The following is a 24,789-nucleotide window of genomic DNA, read 5'->3' on the forward strand; positions in this document are numbered from 1 at the left end:
GACTTGCATGTGTTAAGCACGCCGCCAGCGTTCGTCCTGAGCCAGGATCAAACTCTCCAACAATGAATAGTTTGATCGAGACTACTCTCAATCTAGATTTCTCAAAGGAACCTCATACGAGGTTACATATAAGCTCTACTGGCTTAGTTCACTAGCACACTGTTGAGTTCTCAAGCAACACACCTCAACCCAGCCCACCCAGCAGGCAAACCAGATCACCGCGTTGTTTCAAGCTATTTGGTCGAGCATGCCGACACCTGCAAGTAGCTCGCAGAAGCTCGGCGGCCGCTCGTGGGCCGACGCTGAACATTACCTGGTCCGTTTCGCGGTGTCAACCCGCTCGGCCCTGGCGCCCCGTTCCCGTGGGGCTTTCGGCCCCGCCGGCCCGGTGTTCCTGGCGACGAAGAGAAGATTACATGCCCCGCAACGGCCCGAAAACAGGGGGGTCACTTAACGACATATCCGCAGGTCAGAGGCCGATTCGACCCCGTGCGCACGGCTACCGACGGCAACGGGCGGCCGGCCGGAAACGAGAACCGGCTCCCCCGCCCGCCACGAAGGCAGGGCAAGGGAGCCGGATTCGAACAGCGCCGGGGTCAGAGGACCGGCAGCAACGTCCGCAGCTCGTACGGCGTCACGGCACTTCGGTAGTTGTCCCACTCGGCATGCTTGTTCCGGAGGAAGAAGTCGTAGACGTGCTCCCCCAGCGCGTCAGGCAGCAGCTCGGAGCGCTCCATCTCCGCGAGCGCCTCCCCGAGGTTCTGCGGCAGCTGCGCGTACCCCGCGGCACGGCGCTCGGACTCCGACAGCTGCCAGATGTTGTCCTCCGCGGGCGGCGGAAGCTCGTAACCCTTTTCGATGCCCTTGAGGCCGGCGGCGAGGATCACCGAGTACGCCAGGTACGGGTTGCACGCCGAATCCAGGGTGCGGATCTCCACCCGCCGGGAGGATGCCTTGCCGGGTGAGTACATCGGCACCCGCACCAACGCGGAGCGATTGGCACGGCCCCACGACACCGTCGTCGGCGCTTCACTACCGCTGATCAGGCGTTTGTACGAGTTCACCCACTGGTTGGTGACCGCGGAGATCTCCTTCGCGTGGTGCAGCAGCCCGGCGACGAAGGCCTTCCCCGTGGCGGAGAGCTCGTACGGGTCCTCCGCGTCGTAGAACGCGTTGCGGTCGCCTTCGAACAGGCTCACGTGCGTGTGCATGCCCGAGCCCGGCTGGTCCGTGAACGGCTTCGGCATGAACGTCGCGCGCACGCCCTGCGTCAGCGCGACCTCCTTCACGACGTACCGGAACGTCATCACGTTGTCGGCCATGGTGAGGGCGTCGGCGTACCGCAGGTCGATCTCCTGCTGGCCGGGCGCACCCTCGTGGTGGCTGAACTCGACGGAGATGCCCATCGCCTCGAGCGTCTCGATGGCGTGGCGGCGGAAGTGCGTGGCCGTGGCGTGGCTGGCCTGGTCGAAGTACCCACCGTTGTCCGCGGGCTCGGGTTCGCTGCCGTCGTCGGGCAGGTTGGCCAGGAGGAAGAACTCGATCTCCGGGTGCACGTAGCACGTGAAGCCCGCTTCACCGGCCTTCGAGAGCTGGCGACGCAGCACGTGGCGCGGGTCGGCCCACGACGGCGAGCCGTCGGGCATCGCGATGTCGCAGAACATGCGCGCGGAGTACGGGCCGCCGTCCGGCGTCTCCCACGGGAGCACCTGGAACGTCGACGGGTCCGGCTTCGCGACCATGTCTGACTCGTAGACGCGCGCGAAGCCCTCGATGGCGGAGCCGTCGAAGCCGATCCCCTCGCTGAACGCGCCCTCGAGCTCGGCCGGCGCGACCGCGACGGACTTGAGGAACCCCAGCACATCGGTGAACCAGAGCCGGACGAAACGGATGTCGCGCTCTTCCAAGGTCCGGAGCACGAATTCCTGCTGGCGATCCATGGCCGCACCCTAACGACGGCGTGTTAACGACATGTTTCACGACGCGCCGGAAGTGTCCACAATGCGCGAACTCTCCTCAGGCCACGAACGTGAGCTCGCGTTTCCCGGATCGGGTGATCGACACCGACGCGATCGAGGCGACCACCGCGAGGCCCGCCGCCACGTACCAGGCCAGGGCGTAGTCGCCCAGCTGATCGCGCACGGCGCCGGCTGCGGAAGCCGCGAACGCGGCGCCCAGCTGGTGGCACGCGAAGACCCAGCCGAACACGATCGGGCCGGCCTCGCCGAAGGAGCGGATGCAGAGCGCAACCGTCGGCGGGACCGTGGCGACCCAGTCGAGACCGTAGAAAAGGATGAACGCCCACATGCTGGGCTGCACGGAGTCGGTGAGCAGCTGCGGCAGCAACGCGAGCGAGAGACCGCGCAGCGCGTAGTACACGGCGAGCAGGATGCGCGGGTCGACGCGGTCGGTGAGCCAGCCCGACACGACCGTCCCCACCACGTCGAACACGCCGACGAGCGCGAGCAGGCTCGCCGCGGTGGTCTGCGGCATGCCGTGGTCGTGCGCGGCCGGCACGAAGTGGGTGCCGACCAGGCCGTTGGTGGTCGCTCCGCAGATCGCGAAGCCGACGGCCAGCAGCCAGAACGAGCGTGACCGCATCGCCTGGAACAGCACGCTGATCGCCCGGCCCGCCGAACCGCGCTTGACCTCCGGGTGGGCCACCTCGGTGCCCTCCGGCGCGCCGTAGGCGACGGTGTCCAGGTCGGCCGGGTGGTCGCGCACCACGAGCAGCACGACGGGGACCACCGCGAGCGCCGCGATGGCGATGACCAGCGACGCCGTGCGCCAGCCGTCGTTCACGGCCAGCATGGCGACCACGGGGAGGAACACGAGCTGACCCGTCGAGCCGGCCGCGGTGAGGATGCCGGTCACGGCGCCGCGGTGGCGCACGAACCAGCGCGTGGTGACGGTCGCGGCGAAGCTCATGGCCATCGAACCCGTGCCGGCGCCGACGAGCACGCCCCAGCACAGGATGAGCTCCCAGCTCGTGCTCATGAACACCGTGCCGCCGGCCCCGAGCGCGACCACGAACAACGCGGTCGCGGCGACGCGGCGGATGCCGAAGCGCTCCATCAACGCGGCCGCGAAGGGCGCGAAGACGCCGTAGAGCACGAGGTTGGCGGAGACCGCCAGCCCGATGGTCGCGCGGGACCAGCCGAACTCCTCGTGCAGCGGGTCGATCAGCACGCTCGGCGCGGCGCGGAACCCGGCCGCGGCCAGCAGCGCGATGAACGCGGCCGCGGCCACGAACCAGGCTCGGTGTACGCGGGGCGCGGTACGAGTCTCGACGGTCACGGGAGATGAGTCTGATTCGCCTTCGACGTCCTGGACAGTGGCTTGAAGGACACCGTCCGAAAGGATCGGGCCACGGGTAGTCTCACCGCCATGCGCTGCCGACGCTTCCTGCCGGCGCTGCTGCTCCTCGGACTCGTCGGTGGGTGCACAGCGCCCTCGCTGCCTCCGGCCGGTGACCTGCTCGGCGCGGCCGGAGCGAACTTCGCCGGCGTGCGCAGCCTGCACTTCTCCGTGGTCGTGAACGGCGTGCTGCCCGGCCTGCCGCTGAGCACCGTCGACGGCGACGCGACGCTCGACGACGGCGGCCACGCGGCCGGCACCGCCGAGCTGGAGAACGCCACGAGCGACCGGAAGCTCTCGTTCGTCCTCGACGGCACCCACGCCACGACGCACGACAGCACCGGCGCGACCTGGTCGGGCCCGGCGACGTTCACCGTCGGAGATTTCCTCGGCCCCGACAGCGGGCTCGCGCACCTGCTCAGCTCACTCGGCAACCCGCAGACCGAGACCCGCGAGCCCGTGCACGGCCTCGACACCTACCGCGTCGGCGGGGTCCTGCCCGAGAAGGTGGCCACGCGGCTGCTCCCCCAGATTCACTCGGACGTGAACGTGAAGGTGTGGGTCACCGCCGCCCAGCCGCGGCGGTTCGCCCGGTTCTGGCTGCAGGTCCCGCCCGCGACGGAGAAGGACAGCCCGGTGATGTTCGAGGTCACGCTCTCGAACGAGAACCAGCCCATCCCGGCTCCCCTGACCTGATCACAGCCGCCTAGCTACCCGCGCAACGCGTCCCGTCGGCCGGCACCGTGCCGTCGACGAGGTAGGCGATTCCGGCCTTGTCCACGCACGCGTTGCCCTGCAGGAACGCCGTGTGCTGCGTGCCCTCGAAGGTGAGCAACGCGCCCTTCAGCGCCTTCGCGAGGTTCACACCCGCCTGGTACGGCGTGGCCGGGTCGTTGGTCGTCGAGATCGTGAGCGTCTTGGGCAGCCCTTCGACCTGCGGCTCGTGTGGCGTCATGGTGTTCGGCACGGGCCAGAAGGCGCACGCGTCGCGCGCGGAGCTGGCTGGGCGGCCGTCGTCGAGGAACGGCGCCACCTGCTCGTACTTCTGCTGCGCGTCGAGGATCGTCTTGGGGTCCGTGACGCGCGGGTCGTCGACGCAGCGGATCGCGGTGAAGGCGTCCTGCGTGGTGCCGTAGCGCCCGTCGGGGCCGCGCTCGTTGTAGATGTCGGCGAGCTGTTCGAGCGTGGCGCCGCGCTGGTTGCGCAGCTCGTTGAGGCCCGTGTTGAGGTACTCCCAGAGGTTCTTCTGGTAGAGCGCCTGGATGGCGCCGGTGGTGGCGTCCTCGTACGACAGCTTGCGCCCGTCGCCCACCGGCACCGGGAAGTCGATCAGCGGCCGGGTCAGGTCCTGGAACGCCTTCGTCGCCGCAGCCGCGTTGTTGCCGAGCGCGCAATCCTGCCGAGCGGCACACCATTTCGCGAACTCACCGAACGCGACGCCGAAGCCCTGGCCCTGCGCGACGAGGGAGTCTTCCGGGTCCTGCGTCGGGTCGACGGCGCCGTCGAGCACGAGCGCGCGGACGTTGCGCGGGAAGTCCTCGGCGTAGGTCGAGCCGAGGAGGGTGCCGTAGGAGTAGCCGAGGTAGGTCAGCTTCTCGTCGCCGAGCACGGACCGAAGGACGTCGAGATCCTTCGCGCCGTCGCGGGTGCCGACGTGTTCGAGCATGTCGTCGCCGAGTTTCGTGCGCTGGGCGCACTTGGCGGCGAAGTCCTTTTCCTGTGTCTCCTGCTTCGCGACGCCGGCGGGCGTGCCGTCGGTTTCGCTGTCGTCGGCGCGGTCCGCGTCGCGCTCGCTGTCGGTGAGGCAGCGGATCTGCGGTTCGCTCGCGCCGATGCCGCGCGGGTCGAAGCCGACGAGGTCGAAGCGTTTGCCGAGGTCGTTGTCCTTGACCTGGTCGATCAAGCCGGCCGCGGCGACCATGCCGGACGCGCCGGGACCGCCCGGGTTGACCACCAGCGAGCCGATGCGGTCGTCCGGTTCGCTCGCTTTGTGCCGCAGGACGCCGAGCGTGATGGTCTGTCCATCCGGTTTGTCATAGTCCAGCGGGACGGTCAGCCGAGCGCACTGGATCCCGGACGCGCGGAAGGCGGACTGCGCGTCGTCCGAGGTCGCGTAGGGTGCGCAGTCGGCCCAGGTCATGCTCTGGCCGTAGAAGCGCGCCAATCCCGCGGGCACCGGTCCCACGGGCGGGTGCGATTCCGTGGTCGGCGAGGGCGCGACCTGACCGTCGTTCGACGCGCACGCGGCTAGCGTGCCGCCGAGCAGTACGGCCGCCGCGAGAGCGGCGATCCGGTGGGCGCGAGAGCTGGCGCTGGCAAGGGGAGGCACGGTTTGATCGTGCCATCCGGCGGCGGAACTCCGACGCACCACCGACGCGTTGGGTAGGTCAGCGTCGGGTGGACCAGCGGCGGTCGGAGACACGAGCAACAGGACGGGAGACCAGGGGTGGCACTGATCAGCCGGGTGGGCAAGCGGCTCCGCCGGATCATCCAGCGGCCGGGCAGCGTCGAGCTGACCCGCTACGAAGCGCTGCTGCCCGCAGTCGCGAAGCTCGAACCCGAGCTCGAGAAGCTCTCGGACGCCGAGCTCACCGAACGCGCCGAAAAGCTGCGTGAGGACCTCGGCGGCGCGAAGGTGTTCAACGACAATCAGCTGGTGGAGACCTGCGCCCTCGGCCGTGAAGCCGCGCGGCGTGCGCTCGGCGAGCGCGCGTTCGACGTGCAGGTCCTCGGCACGATGGGTCTGCTGACAGGGCACGTGGTGCAGATGGAGACCGGTGAGGGCAAGACGCTCGCCGGAGCGCTGGCGGCCGCGGGGTACGCCCTGCGCGGCAACCGCGTGCACGTCGTCACCGTCAACGACTACCTCGCCCGACGCGACGCCGAGTGGATGAAACCCGTCTACGACCTGCTCTCGGTCACCGTCGGCTGGGTCGAGCCCGCGCACAGCCGCGACGAGCGCAAGGACGCCTACGGCAAGCAGGTCACCTACGGCGCCGTGGCCGAGATCGGCTTCGACGTGCTGCGCGACCGGCTCGTGACGGACGTCGACGACCTGGTGCAGCCCGCGCCCGAGGTGGCGATCGTCGACGAGGCCGACTCCGTGCTGGTCGACGAGGCCCGCGTGCCGCTCGTGATGGCCGGCTCGATCGACCACAACGACGCCGACGAAGAGGTCGCCACGGTCGTGCGCCGGCTGCGTCTCGGCCTCCACTACGAGACCGACACCGACGGCCGCAACGCGTGGCTCACCACCGCCGGCGCGTCCGTGGTCGAGAAGTCGCTCGGCGGCATCGACCTCTACGGCGACACGGGCTCCGACCGCCTGGCCGCCGTGAACGTCGCGCTGCACGCCCACGCGCTGCTCACCCGCGACGTCGACTACCTCGTGCGCGACGGCAAGGTGCAGCTCATCAACGCCGCCCGCGGCCGCGTCGCCGAGCTGCAGCGCTGGCCGGACGGCCTGCAGGCCGCCGTCGAGGCGAAGGAGCAGGTGGCGGCCACCGACCGCGGCGAGATCCTCGACTCGATCACGGTGCAGGCGCTGCTCGCGCGCTACCCGTCGGTGGCGGGCATGACCGGTACGGCCGTGGCCGTGGCCGAGCAGCTGCGCGAGTTCTACAGCCTCGAGGTCGCGGTGATCCCGCCGAACACCCCGAACGTCCGCGAGGACCTTCCGGACCGGATCTTCGGATCGCCGTCGCAGAAGCTGCGCGCGATCGAGGAGGAGATCCGGAAGGTGCACGAGACCGGGCGGCCCATCCTCGTGGGCACCCAGGACGTGGCCGAGTCCGAGGAGCTGGCCGACAAGCTCGCGAAGGTCGACCTGCCGTGCGTGGTGCTCAACGCGCGCAACGACGCCGAAGAGGCCGCGATCATCGCCGAGGCCGGCAAGAAGGGCGCGGTCACCGTGTCCACGCAGATGGCCGGCCGCGGTACCGACATCCGCCTCGGCGGCACCGACGGCGCGAGCCGCGAGGAGGTCGCCGAGCTGGGCGGCCTGCACGTGATCGGCACCGCGCGGTACCCGTCGAGCCGCCTCGACGGCCAGCTGCGCGGCCGGTCCGGCCGTCAGGGCGACCCGGGCAGCGCGATCTTCTTCGCGAGCCTCAACGACGACCTGGTGCTCTCCAACGCACCCGACATCCCCGAGGGCATCGACGCCGACACCGAGACCGGGGAGATCACCGACCCGGCGGCGCTGCGGCAGATCAATCACGCCCAGCGCGTGGCCGAGGGCGTCGACCTGGAGATCCACCGCAACACCTGGCGCTACACGCGGCTGATCGAGCGGCAGCGCACCGAGCTGCTGGAACACCGCGACAAGGTGCTGCACACGGCGTTCGCGGCCGAGGCGCTGGAGAAGGCTCAACCGGAGAAGTTCGCCGAGGTGAAGGAGAAGCTCGACGACACCGAGCGGCTCGAGCAGCTCTCCCGCGAGGTCGTGCTGTTCCACCTCGACCAGCTCTGGTCCGACCACCTCGCATACCTGACCGACGTGCGCGAGAGCATCCACCTGCGGGCGCTGGCCCGCGAGACGCCGCTCGACGAGTTCCACCGTGCGGCGATCCCGGAGTTCCACAAGATCATCCCCGAGTCGGCCGCGCGCGCGTCGAAGACGCTGGAGGAAGCCGAGATCACCGACGACGGCATCGATCTCGCCGACGCCGGCGTGCGGCGGGCGAACACGACGTGGACCTACCTGGTGCACGACAACCCGTTCGACTCGGACTTCGAGCAGACGGTGAAGAAGGTGCGCAGCATGATGCGGATGAAGAAGTCCTGATCCCGGAGTCGTGAAGAGCCCGGTCACCCACGTCGGTGGCCGGGTTTCTTTTTGCCCACATTCGCTCGGCCCCAGGTGCGCGGCCGGACTGTGCAGATTTGCCCAACTTCGCTCGGTCCCCGGCACACGGCCGGACTGTGCAGATTTGCCCACATTCGCTCGGTCCCCGGCGCGGGCCCGGGTCAGAATGACCGCATGCCGCAGCTGCGCATCGCCTTGGCCCAGGTCAACCCCACCGTCGGCGACCTCGACGGCAACACCGCGCGCACGGTCGAATGGACCCGCCGCGCCGCCGAGGCCGGTGCCCACGTCGTCGTGTTCCCGGAGATGTCCCAGACGGGTTATCCCGTGGAGGACCTGGCGTTCCGGGCCACTTTCGCGCACGCGTCTCGCAATTCGCTGGACGAGCTGGCCCGCCGGCTGGCCGACGCGGGCTGCGGCGAAGTGCTCACCTACGTCGGATACCTCGACCACGACGAGGCCGGCCCGCGCGACGCGGCCGCCGCGCTGTTCCGCGGCGAGATCGTGGCGAAGCAGTACAAGCACCACCTGCCCAACTACGGCGTGTTCGACGAGCACCGCTACTTCAAGCCGGGCACGGAGCTGGAGGTTCTGCGGCTGCACGGCATCGACATCGGCATGGTGATCTGCGAGGACATCTGGCAGGACGGCGGCCCGATCTCCGCGCTCGGCAAGGCCGGTGTCGACCTGGTCGTGGCGCCCAACGCGTCGCCCTACGAGCGGTCGAAGGACGAGCAGCGGCTGCCGCTCGTGGCCCGGCGCGCGGCCGAGGCCGGCGCGCCGCTGGTCTACACGAACCAGGTCGGCGGCCAGGACGACCTCGTGTTCGACGGCGACTCGCTCGTGGTCGGCGCCGACGGCACACTGCTCGCGCGGGCGCCGCAGTTCGTGGAGCACCTGCTGGTGGTCGACATGGACTTGACCTCGGGCGGCCACGCGGGCGACGGCGCCCTCGCGGGCCTGCACGTCCACCGGCGCGTGCTGAGCGCCGAGCCGCTGCCCGCGTACCCGCCGCTGACGGATCCCGTGATCAGCGAGCCGCTTTCGGACGAGGCCGAGGTGTGGTCTGCGCTCGTGACCGGGCTGCGCGACTACGTGCACAAGAACGGCTTCTCGTCGGTGACCTTCGGCTTCTCCGGCGGCATCGACTCCGCGATCTGCGCGGCCCTGGCTGCCGACGCGCTCGGCGGCGACAACGTGTACGGCGTCTCGATGCCGTCGAAGTACTCGTCCTCGCACTCGAAGGACGACGCCGCCGACCTCGCGCGGCGCATCGGCGCGCGCTACCGCGTGGAGCCGGTCGAGGACATGGTGAAGGTCTACGTGGACCAGCTGGCGCTGTTGGGGCTCGCGGAGGAGAACATCCAAGCCCGGACACGCGGCATGCTCCTCATGGCACTGTCCAACCTGGACGGACACCTCGTGCTCGCCACCGGCAACAAGACCGAACTGGCCGTGGGCTACTCCACGATCTACGGCGACGCGGTGGGCGGGTTCGCGCCGATCAAGGACGTGTTCAAAACGCACGTCTGGCAGCTCGCGCGCTGGCGCAACGACGAGGCGGCCAAGCGCGGCGAAACCCCGCCGATCCCGGAGAACTCGATCACCAAACCACCGTCGGCCGAGCTCGCGCCCGGTCAGGTGGACACCGACTCGCTGCCGGACTACGCGTTGCTCGACGACATCCTCGACGACTACGTGGAGGGCGACCGCGGCTACGCCGACCTCGTGGCCGCCGGGTTCGAGCCGGAGACCATCGACCGGGTCGTGCGGATGGTCGACCGCGCGGAGTACAAGCGCCGGCAGTACCCGCCGGGCACGAAGATCACGTTCAAGGCCTTCGGCCGCGACCGGCGGCTGCCGATCACGAACGCTTGGCGAGAGCGGGAAGCCTGAGCACAGCGCCTAGAAAAGCGTCGGTTCGTCGGGCAGCGCGCCTTCGATCACGAGCATCCGCCGCTTGGTCTCGACGCCGCCCGGGGCCGAGAAGCCGCCGTGTTTGCCGCCGGCCGCGAGGACGCGGTGGCACGGCACGATGATCGGGAACGGGTTGTTGCCCATGGCCTGCCCCACGGCTTGGGCGGCGCCCGGGAGGCCGAGCTCGTGGGCCAGGTCGCCGTAGGTCTTGGTTTTGCCGGGTGGGATCCGCAGCGCCGCAACGTAGGCACGGCGGTTGAACTCCGGGACGTCGTCCAACGCCAGCGGAAGGCCGGACAGGTCGGGGTGGCCGCCCGACAACAGCGCGGTGATCTGCTCGACCGCGATCTGGATTTCCGGCGGCGGCACCGCTTCCGTGGCGTCGGGGAACCGCCGGGCGAGGAAGGTCCGGGTGCTCGCGGGCGAGCTGCCCGGGAGCGCGGTGCCGATGATGGCCCCTTCTCGCCAGGCCAGCCCACACGCGCCCAGCGGCGTGTCGAAAACGGTGTATCCGGACGTCATCGGCCCAGGGTACGAGCGACCCCCGACAAAACTCAGCGAACGGGACGCGCAGCGAAGCGCGGCAGGGGCCTGATGACGATGTACGCGACGCCCGAGCCCATCAGCACGGCCCGCACCCCGAGCTGCACGCGGCTGAACACGCCGGCCAGGTGTCCCGGCCCGAGCAGCGACGCGACGAGGACCAGCGCCCAGGTGACGAGCACCAGCGCGAACCCCGCCATCGCCCACTCGCGCCACGGCGGCGGCCACCAGAACACGAGGCTGAACGAGCCCCCCACAAACGCGAGGTTCTCCAGCAGCTGCGCGGCGATCGTGCCCGGCACCAGCGCGTCGACGAGCAGGACGAGGCCGAAGAGCGCGAGCGTGATCGCGGCGACCCGACCCGTCCAGTGCACCGGCACCAGGCGCAACAGCGGTGGGCAGGCGAGCACGAAGGCGAAGCCCGCGACCCCGGTGGTGATCCGGAACAGCGGAACCGCCCGCAGCAACGCCTCGACGGTCTGCTGGGCCGGCGATACGCCGGTGGGCAGGAAGAATTCGAGCAGCCAGGCGGAATAGACCACCACCCCGAGCCCGACCAGGGCGACCGCGGCGAGTCGCGCAGCACGCACGCCCACACCCTAAGCGAAGCTGTGCGACGTTGCGCGCGGAGGTGTCACTTTTCCCCTGGTAGCAACGTTCCTCAGGCGTGCGGGCGCACGAACGGGAACAGCACCGTCTGCCGGATCGACGCGCCGCTGAGCATCATCAGCAGCCGGTCGACGCCGAGGCCGAGCCCGCCCGTCGGCGGCATGCCGTGTTCGAGCGCGAGCAGGAAGTCTTCGTCGAGCTCCATCGCCTCGACGTCGCCGCTCGCGGCGCGCAGTGACTGGGCTTCCAGTCGGCGGCGCTGTTCGATCGGGTCCGTGAGTTCGGTGTACGCGGTGCCGACCTCCGAGCCGAACGCGATGAGGTCCCAGCGCTCGGCCAGCAGCGGGTCGCGGCGGTGCTGGCGGGTCAGCGGCGAAACGTCCGTGGGGTAGTCGGTGTAGAAGGTCGGCAGCACTGTCGAGCCCTCGACGAGGTGCTCGTGGGCCTTCAGCACCAGGTCACCGTGCCCGGCGTCCTCCCCCACCGGCACACCGGCCGCGGTGCAGAGCCGCCGGAGCGTGGCCACCGACGTACCCGAGTCGATCTCCTCGCCGAGCGCCGCCGAAACGGCCTCGTGCACGGGGATCACCGGCCAGTCGCCGGAAATGTCGTACTCGGTCACGTGGCCGTCGGCGTCGTGGCGGCGCACGATCTGCGCGCCGAAGGCCGCTTCGGCCGCGTGCTGCACCAGCTCGCGGGTGAGGTCGCGCATCGAGTTGTAGTCGGCGTAGGCCTGGTACGCCTCGAGCATCGTGAACTCGGGGTTGTGCGTGGCGTCGACGCCCTCGTTGCGGAAGTTGCGGTTGAGCTCGAAGACGCGCTCGACGCCGGCGACGCACAGGCGCTTGAGGTAGAGCTCCGGCGCGATGCGCAGGTACATCCGCGTGTCGTAGGCGTTGATGTGGGTGACGAACGGCCGCGCGTTGGCTCCACCGTGGACGGTCTGCAGCATCGGCGTCTCGACCTCTAGGTAGTCACCCTGGTGCAGCCGCTCACGCACCGCGCGGACCACCGTGGACCGCAGGCGCAGCATGTGCGCCGACTCCGGGTTCACAGCCAGGTCGAGGTAGCGCCGGCGCACGCGCGTCTCGGGGTCGGTGAGGCCCTTTCGCTTGTCCGGCAACGGGTGCAGGCACTTCGCGGTGACCGTCCACTCGTCGACGAGCACGGACAGCTCGCCTCGGCGCGAGGTGACCACCTCGCCGCTCACGCCGACGTGGTCACCGAGGTCCACGCCCGTGCGCCAGCCCGAGAGGTCGAGCACCGCGGCGTCGAGCATCAGCTGCACTTCACCCGAAAAGTCCTTGATGCGCGCGAAACACAGCCCGCCGAGCGTCCGCAGCGCGAGCACCCGGCCGGCCACGCGCACGCGATGCCCGGTGCGCGAATCCGCCGGCAGATCGGCGAACTTGCTCACGACGTCGCCCAGCAGGTCTTCGCGGCTGAAGCCGACGGGGTACGGATCCACGCCGAGATCGCGCAGTTTGTCCAGCTTCGCGACGCGCACGCGCACCTGCTCCGGACGGCGCGCGGCCTTCGGGACGACGCGGGCGGCCCCGTCCTCGATGCGCCGGACCTCGGTCACGAACTCGTCGCTCACCGTCTCGAGCCGCAGCACGCGCGAGCGGCCCGTGGGCACGAACCCTTCGAGCGCACCGGCGACGATGCCGACGCGCGGCAGGCGGCGGGCCGAGGAGTAGCAGAGGAAGCGCGGTTCCCAGTCCGGGCCGTACTTCGCGTTGGAGCGGTACAGCGACTCCAGCTGGAAGAACCGCGACGCCAGGCCCAGCACCGAACGCCACAGGCGCAGCACGGGACCGGCGCCGATCCGCTCGCCCTCGGCGAAGACCGCGCGGAACATGGCGAAGTTGAGGGAGATCCGCTGCGCGCCGAGGTGCTGCGCGGCCGCGACGACCTCGGCGACCATGAACTCGTTGAGGCCGTTTTCCGCCCCGCGGTCGCGGCGCATGAGGTCGAGCGAGAGGCCCCGCCGGCCCCACGGCACGAAGGACAGCAGGCCGCGCAGCTCGCCTTCGCCGTCGTAGGCCTCGACCATCACGCTGCGGGCGTCGCTGGCGTCGCCGAGGCGGCCCAGCGCCATCGAGAAGCCGCGCTCGGACTCCGCGCCACGCCACTGCTGCGCCCTCGCGAGCAGGCCCTGCATCTCGTCGTCGGGGATTTCGCCGTGGCGGCGCACGCGCGAGGTGTAACCCGCGCGTTCGATCCGCTTCACGGCCTGGCGCACAGACTTGCGCTCGGGCCCGGTCAGGGAGAACTCGCGGACGTCGAGCACGGCTTCGTCGCCGATCTCCAGCGCGCGCAGGCCCGCGGCCGCGTAGACCTTCGCGCCGCGCTCGCTGGCGCCGAGGACGCCGGGAATCCAGCCGTACGAACGGGTTTCGTCGAGCCACGCGCGCACGGCGTCGGGCCACGCGTCCGGGTCGCCGATCGGGTCGGCACTGGCGACGCTGGTGCCGCCGAGCACGCGGTAGGTCACGGCCGCGCGGCCGTTGGGCGAGAAGACCACGCTCTTGTCCCGGCGCGTCGCGAAGTATCCGAGGGAGTCGTCGTCGCCGAACTCCGCGAGCAGGCGGCGCAGCGCCAACTCTTCGTCGTCGGTGCGCTGACGACGGTGCCGCACGCCGCGGAAGAGCGTGTACAGCGCGCCGGTGGCCACGAAGGTCGCGCCGAGGTCGAGCACCACGTCGATCCACGCCGGGCCTTCGCCGACGCCGATCTTGCGCAGCTGCAGGTTCTCACCGGTGGCGTGGTTGACCACCCAGACCAGCCGTTCCCACGAGTCGCCGAGCGTGCCGGGGAACGCCTCGGTGAGCGCCCAGCCGAGCGCGACCACCACGAGCAGGCCGCCGAAGAGCACCGCCAGCCCGTCGCGCCAGGCGCCGGGCGCGAGCCGCGCGGGAAACGCCGGGCGCAGCACGAGCAGGAACCAGATCAGCAGCACGGACAGCACGTCGGCGATCGCGAGGAAGCCGACCTGCATCGGGATGTGGCGGATCTGACGCGGGCCGAGCGCGAGCAGGTCGGGTGCCCACAGCAACACCGCCTGGAACGCGAGCGTGATGAGCAGCCCGCCGACCTGGAAGAGCAGCAACGTGTAGAGCGCGGCCTTCTTGCGCCGCCGCAGGGCCGCGCCGAGGACGACGAGCAGCAGCACGATCACGAGGCTCGCGCTCGTCGGCACGCTGAGGGCCGAGAAGGCCATGTCGATGCCGTTGAGCAGGTGCCCGTGGGTCCCACCGGCGAGCAGGAGCACCACCGAGAAGACGGCGGCGAGCTGCACGACAGTGGCGACGAGGCCGCCCGCCCTGGCCTTCCAGGCGGGGATGCGCCTGCGCGCGCTCGCTGGGGTTCCCATCGGTGCCCTTCTCACGTGATCCTCACGACTGGTGCAAAGACGTCAGTGAACAGCGAATGGTTGTCTCCAGTCATCACCCGGCAGGCTGAGCCGGGATCCTCCTGACGGAGCACACCACGCGCGTGTGAAGCTCATCGCACGACCTTGGGACCGACCGGCGGGCATGTCAGGCTTTGACGTGTTCTGGCTCCACGACCCGGGGACCTCACCGAGGCCTCGAGGGAAGGACGGTCGACGACGATGTCTGCCAATCCGAACGGATCCGACGAGGTGGCCGCCCCGTACGGAACCGGCGCCGCGCCCGCGCAACCCGCGGCGACCGGGCGCAAGGTCCGCGTGCACCACCTGCGTGAGCTGAAGGAACGCGGCGAGCCGTGGCCGATGCTCACCGCCTACGACATGTACACCGCGCAGATCTTCGACGAGGCCGGCATCCCCGTGCTGCTCGTCGGCGACTCCGCGGCCAACAACGTGTTCGGCTACGACACCTCGCTGCCGGTGACGGTCGACGAGCTGCTGCCGCTGGTCCGCGGCGTGACGCGTTCGGTGAAGCGGGCGCTCGTGGTGGCCGACCTGCCGTTCGGCTCCTATCAGCTCTCGCCCGAGCAGGCGCTGGCCACGTCCGTGCGGTTCATGAAGGAGGGCCGCGCGCACGCCGTGAAGCTGGAAGGCGGGCGCCGATTCGCCGCGCACGTCGAGGCGCTGACGTCGGCCGGCATCCCCGTGATGGGGCACATCGGATTCACCCCGCAGAGTGAACACAACCTCGGCGGCTACCGGGTGCAGGGGCGCGGTGAAGCGGCGGACGTGCTGCTCGCCGACGCGCTGGCGCTGCAGGAGGCCGGCGCGTTCGCGGTGGTGATGGAGATGGTGCCCGCCGAAGCCGCGAAGCGCGTGACGCACGAGCTGAAGATCCCCACGGTCGGCATCGGCGCCGGGCCCGACTGCGACGCGCAGGTGCTGGTGTGGCAGGACATGGCCGGGCTGCGCCGGGGCAAGGCGCCGCGGTTCGTGAAGCGCTACGCCGAGCTCGCCGACGTGCTCCAGGGTGCGGCTTCGGCGTTCGCCGAAGACGTGCGGCGCGGGGAGTTCCCGGCGCCGGAGCACGCGTTCCACTGAGATTTCCCGGGCCCGGGGCTCACCGGCGGCGAAACCGCTGGGCGAGCTCCGGGTCGTTCTGCCACCAGAGGCCGCCCGTGGGGGCCTCACCGGATTCGGCTTCCTCGTCGAGGCGCTCGTCGATCTGCTTCGCGCGCTTCTGGTCGTCGCGGACCCAGCGCACGAACAGCGCGCCGACGAACGGCAGGCCCGCCACGTCGCCGCCGATCCACAGCACGCCGGCGCCGATGATCTGGTCAGTGCGTGGGTCCAGGCCCCAGCCGGGATGCGCCGTGGCGTAGTGCGCGGGCGCGAGCAGCGGGCCGAGCCAGAGCACGAGGCCGAGCGCGCCGTCGAAGACGACTTCCGTGAACGAGATCCAGACCGACACGAGGTGCGAGCCGCCGCGCGGGGTCGGGTCGAGCGCCACGCGGCTGTAGAAGTAGAGGAACCCGGCGGCGATGAGGAACACCCGCACCAGGCCGCCGACCACGGGGTAATCGAGCGAGAGCCCGTAGACCGGCGTGAGGTAGATGATCACGAACGGCGCGATCAGCACGACCGTGACGGTGAGCGGGAACGTGAGGAACTTCGCGAGCGAGCTGCGGCCGTGGTGTCTCAACCACTGCGCGAGCCCGGGCGGCGCCGTCCGCATGAGCAGCGTGATCGGCGCGCCGAGGGCGAGCAGCAGCGGCGTGACCATGAGCAGCACGGTGTTCTGCGTGGCCCGGATCCAGAACAGCGTGGTGTCGTAGACGCCGAGGAACGAGCACGTGACGAGCACGATCGTGGCGAGCCCGGCGAGGAACGCTGTCGTCCGGCCGGGTGCCCAGCTGTCTTGCTTCCGCGCGGCGACGACGTAGGCCGCGCCGAGGGCGAGCACGACGACCAGGGCCGGGACGTCGGGTGTCCAGGCCGTGAAGAGCGTGGTGCCGGTGAGCGGGGTTTCGATACCACCAGTGTCCCCTTCCGGAAATCGGACCGGGACACCGCCCTCAGAAACTGAAGACGAGCAGGCTGACGATTCCGGCGATGACGCAGTAGATGGCGAACGGCGTCAAGGTGCGCGTTTCGAAGTATTTCGTGAGAAAACGGACAGAAATGTAGGACGCAATACCGGCCACCAGACTTCCGGCGAGCGCCGGGCCGAGCGACGGGCTGTTCTCCGGGGTGAACAGCGAGGGAAGTTTCAGCACGCCCGCGGCGAGGATCACCGGCGTGGCCAGCAGCCACGCGAACCGGGCCGAATCCTGGTGGCCGAGGCCGCGGCGCAGGCCCGCGACCATCGTGATGCCGGAGCGGCTGATGCCCGGCAGGAGCGCGAGGATCTGGGCCGAGCCGATGAGCACGGCCTCCTTCACGCTGAGCTTGGAGAGGCGGGCGTCGGTGGCTTCCTCGACCGTGATCGCGCGCATGACGAGGGTGTCTTCGGCGCTGAAGTCGACGGTGTCTTCCGTTGTCCTGCCCGCGATCCCGGTCTTGGGCGCAGCGCGGGAGAAGCGTTCGGCCGCGTAGAGCACGCCGCCGTTGAGGATGAGGAAGATGGCCGACGGCACGGGCTTGCCGAGGAAGTCGCGCAGCAGGCTTTCGAGCAGCAGCCCGGCGATGCCGACGGGGATCGTCGCGAGGATCAGCAGCCACGCGAGGCGCTGGTCGGCCGTGCGGACCTCGCGGTGGCGGATCGAGGAGATCAGGCCGCCGATGATGCGCACCCAGTCGCGCCAGAAGAACAGCACGAGGGCGAGCGCCGTGGCCACGTGCATCGCCACGAGCACCGCGAGATAAGGCGAATCCTCGCCGATGCTCAGATCACGCTGCCACGATCCACCGATCACCGCGGGCAACAGGATGCTGTGTCCCAGGCTGGACACGGGAAACAATTCCGACACGCCTTGCAGCGCGCCGACGACGATCGACTCGACATACGTGACCGCGGACATTCTCGAGCCTTTCTCGCGTCGGTTCGGCCTTTCCTCGCGCAAGCTACCCACTACCGGGTAAACGCGGGGCAAGGGGGCGAAAGAACCTCCTCGGCGACCTTGTGCTTGTTCGCATACATGAACACGAATCATGTCCTTGACTGGTGTTCGGGCGGTGGCTTAGCGTGGTCCCCAACACGAAGGCGTGAACCTCGACGAGGAGGACGGGATGCCGGAAGCAGCCGGAGCTTCACGCGCGACCCGTCGCCCGAGATCCGCGCCACGGTGAAGGAAATCGCGGACGCGGCCACCTCCCAGGTGCGCCACCGACGCGACACGGACGGGGGCCCGCTCAGCCCGGCGGCGGGGGCGGGCCTCCACCTTCTCTGCGGATGGCACTGAGGGTGTCCCTGCGGAGACGAAGGCCACGCGCGGCAGTGCACGCCGCGGCCGCGTGGACCGAGCCGGTCGACACCCGGACGGCTCGCGGCCTTTCGGCTGAACGGCGCCGCGACTCCCGCGCGAAGGCCGCCGGTCCGGCAGAGTGATCGGCATGGACGACCTCTACCCGCCGCTGCAGCCGCTGGCCGATGGGATGCTCGACGTGGGTGACGGGCACCGGATCTACTGCCAGGAGGCGGGAAACCCGCAGGGCAAGCCGGTGGTCGTGGTGCACGGCGGGCCGGGCAGCGGGATCGCGCCGATGGCGCGCAGGCACTTCGACCCCGCCGCGTACCGGATCATCCTGTTCGACCAGCGCGGGGCGGGGCGGAGCACGCCGAACGTCGGGGACCCGGACGCGGACCTGAGCACGAACACGTTGTGGCACCTCGTCGCGGACATGGAGCTGCTGCGGGAGCGGCTGAACATCCGGCGCTGGCAGGTGTTCGGAGGGTCGTGGGGGTCGACGCTCGCGCTGGCATACGCGCAGACTTACCCCGATCAGGTGACGGAGCTGGTGCTGCGCGGGATCTTCACGGCGCGGCAGCGCGAGCTCGACTGGATCTACCGCGGCGGCGCGGCGAACCTCTTCCCCGCCGAGTGGGAGGACTTCCTGGCGCCGCTGCCGGAAGCGCACCACAAGGATCCGCTCGCCGGGTACGCCGAGCTGCTCGACGACCCCGACCGCGGCGTGCGGGAACGAGCCGCGATCGCGTGGAGCGTCTGGGAAGGCGCGACGGTGGCGTTGCTGCCGCAGCAAGCGTTCCTGAACCGGTACGCCGATCCGTCGTTCGCGCTGACGTTCGCGCGGCTGGCGGTGCACTACTTCAGCCACCACGCCTGGCTCGAGGACGAGCAGCTGATCCGCGACGCCGGCAAGCTCGCCGGCGTGCCAGGCGTGCTCGTGCAGGGCCGCTACGACGCAGTCTGCCCGCCGATCACCGCGTATGAGCTGCACCGCGCGTGGCCCGGGTCGATCCTGCGCATCACGGAAGGCGCGGGGCACGCCGTGAACGACCCGGGCACGCTGGCCGCGCTGCGTCAGGCGACCGACGACTTCCGCTAGACGTCCAGCAGCAGCCGGAAGAGCCCTTCCAACGTCGAAGCCAACGCGGCCACGTCGGTCTCGTTCAAAGCTGTGCTGCCGATCACCTTGCGCATCAACCAGAACCCCGAGATCAGCGACAGCGCCACGGCCGCGCGATCGGTTCCGCGCACACCGGGGAGGACGTCGAGGATGTGCGCCTCGACGTGCTTTTCGATGCCCGCGCGCAGGATCTCGGCGGCGCGCGGGTTGGGCGCCGAGCGAAGCATCAGCAGGAACGGGTCGAGACTGTCGGCGTCCGGTGAAGTCCGCGACACCAGCGAAGCCGCGACGTCGCGCGCGAGCGTGGCCGGGTCGCCCGTCAGCACGGTCCGCTCGGTCATCGACACCTCCACCACCTCGGCGAAGAGCCCTTCTTTCGAGCCGAAGTAGCGGTTCACGAGCATCGCCGTGACACCGGCGGCCTGAGCGATCTCCCGCACGCCGACGCCGTCATAGCCGAAGCGCGTGAATGCCTCGACGCCCGCGCGCAGGATCGCTTCCCGGGTCGCCGCGGCATCGCGACGGCGTGGTGCAGTCATGTATACGAGTGTAGACTAAAATTAAATCTACACTCGTAGACCTGAACGGAGAACCATGGAACTCAACCTGACCGGCCGCCGCGCACTCGTCACGGGCTCGAGCTCCGGCCTCGGCGAAGCGATCGCGCGGCTGCTCGCGGAAGAGGGCGCCGACGTCGTGGTCCACGGCCGCAACGAAGCCCGAACCCGTGCGGTGGCGGACAAAATCGGTGCGAAGGCCGTCGCGATCGGCGACCTCGCCACCGACGAAGGCGCGGCGAAAGTCGCGCGGGAAGCCGGCGAAGTCGACATCCTCGTGAACAACGCCGGCGCCTACCGGCACCTGACCTGGGCCGAGGCCACACCCGACGAGTGGGCGCGGACGTACGAGGTGAACGTGATCTCGTCGGTCCGCATGATCCGCCACCTCGTGCCCGGCATGCGCGACCGCGGCTGGGGCCGCGTGATCCAGATCGGCGGCGGCCTGTCCGGCCAGCCGATGGCGCTGCTCCCCCACTACAACGCGACGCTCGCCGCGCGCCACAACCTCGCGGTTTCCCTTGCGCGGGAACTGAAGGACACCAGCGTGACGTCCAATGTGGTCGCTCCCGGCGCGATCCTCGTGGACTCCGTGCGGAAGCTGCTCACGGACCTCGCGCCGGAACGCGGCTGGGGCGAGACCTGGGAGACCATCGAACCCCACGCCGCTCAGGACTTCGTGCCCAACGACGTCGGCCGCTTCGGACGGCCCGAGGAGATCGCCGGCGCCGTGGCGTACCTGGCGAGCCCGTACGGCGACTACGTCAGCGGGGCCACCCTCCGTGTGGACGGTGGCACCATCCGCTCCGTGATCTAGGAACCCTAGATCCGGCCGCCCGAAGAGCTGTCGCCGCCGGAGAGCTTCTGCGCGAAGTACACCGGCACCGTCGAGACGATGATCAGCACCGCCGCCACCACGTTGACCACCGGGGCCTGGTTGGGGCGGAACAGGTTGTCGTAGATCCAGATCGGCAACGTCTCCATGCCGGTGCCCAGCGTGAAGGTCGTCACGATGATCTCGTCGAACGACAGCGCGAACGCCAGCAGCCCGCCCGCCAGCAGCGCCGAGCGCAGCATCGGGAACGTCACCAGCCGGAACGTGGTGATGCCGTCTGCGCCGAGGTCCATCGACGCTTCCTCGAGGTTGCCACCCATGCGCCGAAGGCGGGCCACGACGTTGTTGAACACCACGACGATGCAGAAGGTCGCGTGGGCGATGATCGCCGTGAGCAGGCCGAGGTCGATGCCGAGGATCGTGCGGAACGCGTTGTTCAGCGCGATACCGGTGACGATGCCTGGCAACGCGATCGGCAGGATGATCAGCAGCGAGATCGAGTCCCGGCCGAAGAACCGGTAGCGCTGCAAAGCGAACGCGGCCATCGTGCCGAGCACGAGCGCGATCGCCGTGGCGGCCACCCCGGCCTCGATGCTGGTCCACAACGCGTGCAGTGCGCCGGCGTTGGTGACCGCGCGGCCCCACCACTCGAGGGTGAAGCTCTTCGGCGGCCAGCCGAACGTGGTGTCCGAGTTCACGGAGTTGAGCAGCACCACCAGAAGCGGGAAGTAGATCACCGCGAACCCGACCCCGAGTGCCGTCCACAGCACCACCCGGCCGGTCTTCGACATGCGCACGGCGGTCTCCTAAAGGTTGTTCAGCGCGCCGGTGCGACGCACGACGGCCAAGTACACGAGCATGATCACGACCGGCACGATGGCCACGGTCGCCGCGAACGGCAGGTTGTTGGCCGCGCCGATGTTGTCGTAGACGACGTTGCCGAGCATCTGCGACGTGCCGCCCACGATCTTCACGGCGATGTAGTCGCCCAGCGACAAGGAGAACGTGAAGATCGAGCCCGCCACGATCGCCGGGAAGGCGAGCGGCAGGATCACCGAGCGGAACGTGCGGAACGACTTCGCGCCGAGGTCACCGGAAGCGTCCACAAGGGAATCGGGCAGCCGCTCTAGACCCGCGTAGATAGGCAGGATCATGTAGGGCAGCCACAGGTACGACAGCGTGATCACCGTGGCCGCGACGCCGTAGCCGGGGCCGGAGAGGCCGAACGGGCTCAGCAGCCAGCTGATCGCGCCGTTGCCGGAAAGCAGGGTGCGCCACGCGTAGGCCTTCACCAGGTAGCTCGCCCACAGCGGCGTCATCACGGCGATCACGAGGATCCGTTGCGCCTTCGGGGAAGCGAGCTTGGCCATCGCGAAGGCCATGGGGAACGCGATGACCGCGTCGATCACCGTCACCAGCAGCGCGATGCCGACGGTCCGCAGCGTGATCGTGCGGTAGACCGAATCGGTGAACAGGGTGACGAAGTTGTCGAACGACCAGTCCGTGACCACCTTGCCGGTGAACACGTCGGTGGACCAGAAGGCCGTGATGAACAGGGCGGCGAGCGCGCCGAGGTAGGCCAGGCCGAGCCACAGCAGCGGAGCCGAAAGGAGAATGCCCAGGCGCAGCTTGGGTTTGCGGAAGAAGAAAGCCGAAGCGCGGCGGCTCGGCGGGCTCACGGCGGACATGCGAGGCACCTTCGGGGCACGGTCGGGAAGAGGGGGGTCCGGGGGCGGCGGACGAGGGGGGAGGTGCCCGCCGCCCCCGGAGCTACTGTGCGGATCGTTACCAATCCGACCACGGTCACGGCCGAATGGCTTCGGTAGCAACGGTTACGTTCCGCATGGGGGCCGGCCTACTTTTGGCCGGATCGGTAACAGGGGAATCTCACGGGTGCCGCCGAACGAGCGGCACCCGTGAGCACGTCAACCCTTGATCTCGGTCCAGGCACGGGTCCAGTCGCCGTAGTCCTTGCACTTGACGTCCGTGCGGCCGTCGAGGCACTGCGGGATCGGCGTGGTCCAGTACTGGATCTTGGCGGCGTAGGCCGCGTCGTTGGCGTGGTAGGTGTCGCACAGGGACTTGTCGGTCATCTCGGCGCAGGCCTTGGAGTTGGCCGGGGCCTCACCGAAGTACTCGGCGACCTGGGCGTTGACCTTCGGGCTGATGATGTAGTCCATCCACTTGTACGCGCACGTCTTGTGCTGCGACTTCGTGGCCACCATCCAGGTGTCCGACCAGCCGGTGGCACCCTCGCTCGGCACGGTCGCACCCAGCGGAGCGCCCTCGCTCTTGGCCAGGTTCACCGTGACCTGCCACGCGGTACCGATCACGGCGTCCGCGTTCTTGAGCGACTGCGTTTCCTTGAGGTAGTCCGCCCAGTACTCGCTGACGTTCGGGCGCTGCTTCTTCAGCAGGTCCACCGCGGCGTTGAACTGCTTGTCGTCCAAGGCGTACGGGTTCTTGATGCCGAGGTCGGGCTGGTGCGCCATGAGGTACAGGGCGGCGTCGGCGATGTAGATCGGGGAGTCGTAGGCGATGATCTTGCCCTTGTAGGGCGAGTTCACTTCGAACATCGGCGACCACGACGCCGGCTCCGGGCTCACCTTGTCGGTGCGCCAGGTCAGCACGTTGGCGCCCCAGCCGTGCGGGATGCCGTAGGCGACGTTGTTGACGCTGTTCCACGACTTGTTCTTCAGGAACGGGTAGACGTCGTTGTAGTTCGGCACGAGCGCGGTGTTGACCGGCTCGACGTCGCCCGAGGCGACCAGGCGCAGCGAGGCGTCGCCCGAGGCGGACACCACGTCGTACTGGCCCGTCTTCATCAGCGTCACGGCCTCGTCGGACGTGCCGAAGGGCTTGACGGTGACCTTGCAGCCGGTCTGGTCCTCGAACGGCTTGACCCAGTTGATCTTCGAGTCGTTGGAGCCGTTTTCGGCGTAGCCGGGCCACGCGAGCACGTTCAGCTGGCCTTCCGGCTGGCCCAGCTGGGTGAGTGCGGCCAGCTTGGGCGGGGTGAACCCCTGAGCGCCCGGTGCGGACCCCGCGTTTGAGTCGGAGCCCGACGTCCCGCAGGCCGCGAGCAGCAGGCTCACGCCGCACAGACCCGCGAGCAGCGTCTTCCTGTTCTTCATGTCGAGAGAAACCTTCCCGTGAGAACTAGCCGGCTTCGGGGACCCGGAAACTGTGTTCGTGGCGCCACCGCAGACGGACCCGGCCGTCGGCGAACTCGGTCGGGTCACTGGTGTTCTGGCGGACCACGGACAACTGACCCCCCGCATCGAGCGCGACAGCGTAGCGCACTGTAGATCCGGCGTATACGACATCCGTGACGATTCCGGTCGCCGAAGTCTCGCCTGGACCGGCCGGTGACGCAAGATCAGCATCGATGCGAATTTTCTCCGGCCGGATGCTGTACACGCCGGGCTTGCCGATCACCGCTTCGGCCCCACGCCCGCTGAGCAGGTTGGACGTGCCGACGAAGCCGGCGACGAACGCGCTGGCCGGTCTCTCGTACACCTCCACCGGGGTGCCGACCTGTTCGATCCGCCCGGCGTTGAACACCGCGATGCGGTCGCTCATGGTCAGCGCCTCGTCCTGGTCGTGCGTCACGAACACGAAGGTGATCCCGACCTCGCGCCGGATCTGCTTGAGCTCGATCTGCATCGCTTGTCGCAGCTTGAGGTCGAGCGCTCCCAGCGGTTCGTCGAGCAGCAGTACCTTCGGGCGGTTCACCAGGGCCCGCGCGAGAGCGACGCGCTGGCGCTGACCACCCGAGAGCTGCGAAGGCTTGCGGTCGCCGTACTCCCCCAGCCGCACGGTCGCCAGGGCTTCCGCGGCGCGTCGCTTGCGCTCGGCCTTGGCGACCCGCTTGACCTTGAGGCCGTACTCCACGTTCTGTCGCACGGACATGTGCGGGAAGAGCGCGTAATCCTGGAACACGGTGTTCACGTCGCGCGCGAACGGCGCGAGCTGGCTGACGTCCCGGCCGGCCAGCTCGATGGTGCCCGCGGTGGGCAGCTCGAAGCCGGCGATCATGCGCAGCACCGTGGTCTTCCCCGAGCCCGACGGGCCGAGCATGGAGAAGAACTCACCGGGCGGGATGTCGAGGTCGACGCCGTCGACGGCGCGGACCTTGTCGAAGTGCTTCTGCAGCCCGGTGAGCCGGATGGCCGGCTCACCGCCGCCGCGCGGCCGGTCGGGCCGGCGGGCGGCAGCGGGCGCTTGGTGGGGCATGGCGGGC

General features: G+C 69.5%; 19 protein-coding genes and 1 rRNA gene. 6 read left to right on the forward strand and 14 right to left on the reverse strand.

Going from position 1 to position 24,789, the window contains the following annotated elements:
- From AB0M56_RS44025 to AB0M56_RS44035, 3 genes are all read right to left on the reverse strand, one after another.
- A 16S ribosomal RNA gene (locus tag AB0M56_RS44025) occupies nt 1–63 on the reverse strand; the annotation flags it as partial.
- 533 nt (nt 64–596) lie between these two features.
- The gene (gene glnA, locus AB0M56_RS44030; protein ID WP_220246546.1) at nt 597–1,940 is read right to left on the reverse strand and encodes a type I glutamate--ammonia ligase; all 1,344 of its coding nucleotides are present in this window, start codon (nt 1,938–1,940) and stop codon (nt 597–599) included.
- A 76-nt stretch (nt 1,941–2,016) separates the two neighbouring features.
- A complete protein-coding gene (locus tag AB0M56_RS44035) occupies nt 2,017–3,297 on the reverse strand; it encodes an MFS transporter (protein ID WP_364187686.1) in 1,281 nt (426 codons plus the stop codon).
- A gap of 90 nt (nt 3,298–3,387) precedes the next feature.
- On the opposite strand from AB0M56_RS44035, the gene AB0M56_RS44040 reads away from it, so the two are divergent.
- Complete coding sequence (locus AB0M56_RS44040; RefSeq protein ID WP_364187689.1) at nt 3,388–4,053, forward strand: LppX_LprAFG lipoprotein; 666 nt, start codon at nt 3,388–3,390, stop codon at nt 4,051–4,053.
- 10 nt (nt 4,054–4,063) lie between these two features.
- Here AB0M56_RS44040 and AB0M56_RS44045 read toward each other — a convergent pair whose 3' ends face one another.
- The gene (locus AB0M56_RS44045; RefSeq protein WP_364187843.1) at nt 4,064–5,623 is read right to left on the reverse strand and encodes an alpha/beta hydrolase; all 1,560 of its coding nucleotides are present in this window, start codon (nt 5,621–5,623) and stop codon (nt 4,064–4,066) included.
- A 180-nt stretch (nt 5,624–5,803) separates the two neighbouring features.
- Between AB0M56_RS44045 and secA2 the strand changes: the two genes are divergently transcribed.
- Both secA2 and AB0M56_RS44055 read left to right on the forward strand, forming a co-directional pair.
- On the forward strand, nt 5,804–8,143 hold the full coding sequence (secA2, locus tag AB0M56_RS44050) for an accessory Sec system translocase SecA2 (RefSeq protein WP_364187692.1): 2,340 nt from the start codon (nt 5,804–5,806) through the stop codon (nt 8,141–8,143).
- Nucleotides 8,144–8,338: 195 nt separating this feature from the next.
- Nucleotides 8,339–10,060 (forward strand): NAD+ synthase, encoded by a 1,722-nt coding sequence (locus AB0M56_RS44055; protein WP_364187695.1) that lies wholly within the window; start codon nt 8,339–8,341, stop codon nt 10,058–10,060.
- Between the two features lie 9 nt (nt 10,061–10,069).
- Here the strand turns inward: AB0M56_RS44055 and AB0M56_RS44060 are convergent, their stop codons facing one another.
- From AB0M56_RS44060 to lysX, 3 genes are all read right to left on the reverse strand, one after another.
- Nucleotides 10,070–10,603, reverse strand: a complete 534-nt coding sequence (locus AB0M56_RS44060) for a methylated-DNA--[protein]-cysteine S-methyltransferase (RefSeq protein ID WP_364187698.1) — start codon at nt 10,601–10,603, stop codon at nt 10,070–10,072.
- 32 nt (nt 10,604–10,635) lie between these two features.
- Nucleotides 10,636–11,214 (reverse strand): hypothetical protein, encoded by a 579-nt coding sequence (locus AB0M56_RS44065; RefSeq protein ID WP_364187701.1) that lies wholly within the window; start codon nt 11,212–11,214, stop codon nt 10,636–10,638.
- 71 nt (nt 11,215–11,285) lie between these two features.
- Nucleotides 11,286–14,609, reverse strand: a complete 3,324-nt coding sequence (lysX, locus tag AB0M56_RS44070; RefSeq protein WP_364187704.1) for a bifunctional lysylphosphatidylglycerol synthetase/lysine--tRNA ligase LysX — start codon at nt 14,607–14,609, stop codon at nt 11,286–11,288.
- A gap of 240 nt (nt 14,610–14,849) precedes the next feature.
- Between lysX and panB the strand changes: the two genes are divergently transcribed.
- A complete protein-coding gene (gene panB / locus AB0M56_RS44075; RefSeq protein WP_364187707.1) occupies nt 14,850–15,728 on the forward strand; it encodes a 3-methyl-2-oxobutanoate hydroxymethyltransferase in 879 nt (292 codons plus the stop codon).
- Nucleotides 15,729–15,747: 19 nt separating this feature from the next.
- Here the strand turns inward: panB and AB0M56_RS44080 are convergent, their stop codons facing one another.
- Entirely contained in the window at nt 15,748–16,590 is an 843-nt protein-coding gene (locus tag AB0M56_RS44080; RefSeq protein ID WP_364187710.1) for a cytochrome c oxidase assembly protein, read from the reverse strand.
- Between the two features lie 112 nt (nt 16,591–16,702).
- On the reverse strand, nt 16,703–17,647 hold the full coding sequence (locus AB0M56_RS44085; RefSeq protein ID WP_364187712.1) for an undecaprenyl-diphosphate phosphatase: 945 nt from the start codon (nt 17,645–17,647) through the stop codon (nt 16,703–16,705).
- Between the two features lie 532 nt (nt 17,648–18,179).
- Here AB0M56_RS44085 and pip point away from each other — a divergent pair.
- The gene (gene pip / locus AB0M56_RS44090; protein ID WP_364187714.1) at nt 18,180–19,133 is read left to right on the forward strand and encodes a prolyl aminopeptidase; all 954 of its coding nucleotides are present in this window, start codon (nt 18,180–18,182) and stop codon (nt 19,131–19,133) included.
- Here the strand turns inward: pip and AB0M56_RS44095 are convergent.
- Nucleotides 19,130–19,693, reverse strand: a complete 564-nt coding sequence (locus AB0M56_RS44095; protein ID WP_364187716.1) for a TetR family transcriptional regulator — start codon at nt 19,691–19,693, stop codon at nt 19,130–19,132. The two genes, pip and AB0M56_RS44095, sit on opposite strands and share 4 nt — an antisense overlap.
- Nucleotides 19,694–19,748: 55 nt before the next feature.
- On the opposite strand from AB0M56_RS44095, the gene AB0M56_RS44100 reads away from it, so the two are divergent.
- A complete protein-coding gene (locus tag AB0M56_RS44100) occupies nt 19,749–20,528 on the forward strand; it encodes an SDR family NAD(P)-dependent oxidoreductase (RefSeq protein ID WP_364187717.1) in 780 nt (259 codons plus the stop codon).
- A 5-nt stretch (nt 20,529–20,533) separates the two neighbouring features.
- Here the strand turns inward: AB0M56_RS44100 and AB0M56_RS44105 are convergent, their stop codons facing one another.
- The 4 genes from AB0M56_RS44105 to AB0M56_RS44120 all read right to left on the reverse strand — a co-directional run bounded on the left by AB0M56_RS44105 (nt 20,534) and on the right by AB0M56_RS44120 (nt 24,782).
- Nucleotides 20,534–21,343 (reverse strand): ABC transporter permease, encoded by an 810-nt coding sequence (locus AB0M56_RS44105; protein WP_220246532.1) that lies wholly within the window; start codon nt 21,341–21,343, stop codon nt 20,534–20,536.
- 9 nt (nt 21,344–21,352) lie between these two features.
- Nucleotides 21,353–22,234 carry an ABC transporter permease gene (locus AB0M56_RS44110; RefSeq protein WP_364187719.1) on the reverse strand — a complete coding sequence of 294 codons (882 nt, stop codon included), beginning with the start codon at nt 22,232–22,234 and terminating at the stop codon, nt 21,353–21,355.
- Nucleotides 22,235–22,471: 237 nt separating this feature from the next.
- A complete protein-coding gene (locus tag AB0M56_RS44115) occupies nt 22,472–23,680 on the reverse strand; it encodes an ABC transporter substrate-binding protein (RefSeq protein WP_364187722.1) in 1,209 nt (402 codons plus the stop codon).
- 25 nt (nt 23,681–23,705) lie between these two features.
- The gene (locus tag AB0M56_RS44120; protein WP_364187725.1) at nt 23,706–24,782 is read right to left on the reverse strand and encodes an ABC transporter ATP-binding protein; all 1,077 of its coding nucleotides are present in this window, start codon (nt 24,780–24,782) and stop codon (nt 23,706–23,708) included.
- Nucleotides 24,783–24,789: the final 7 nt, after the last annotated feature.

The organism is Amycolatopsis sp. NPDC051372, from assembly GCF_040682095.1.
Classification (GTDB): Bacteria; Actinomycetota; Actinomycetes; order Mycobacteriales; family Pseudonocardiaceae; genus Amycolatopsis.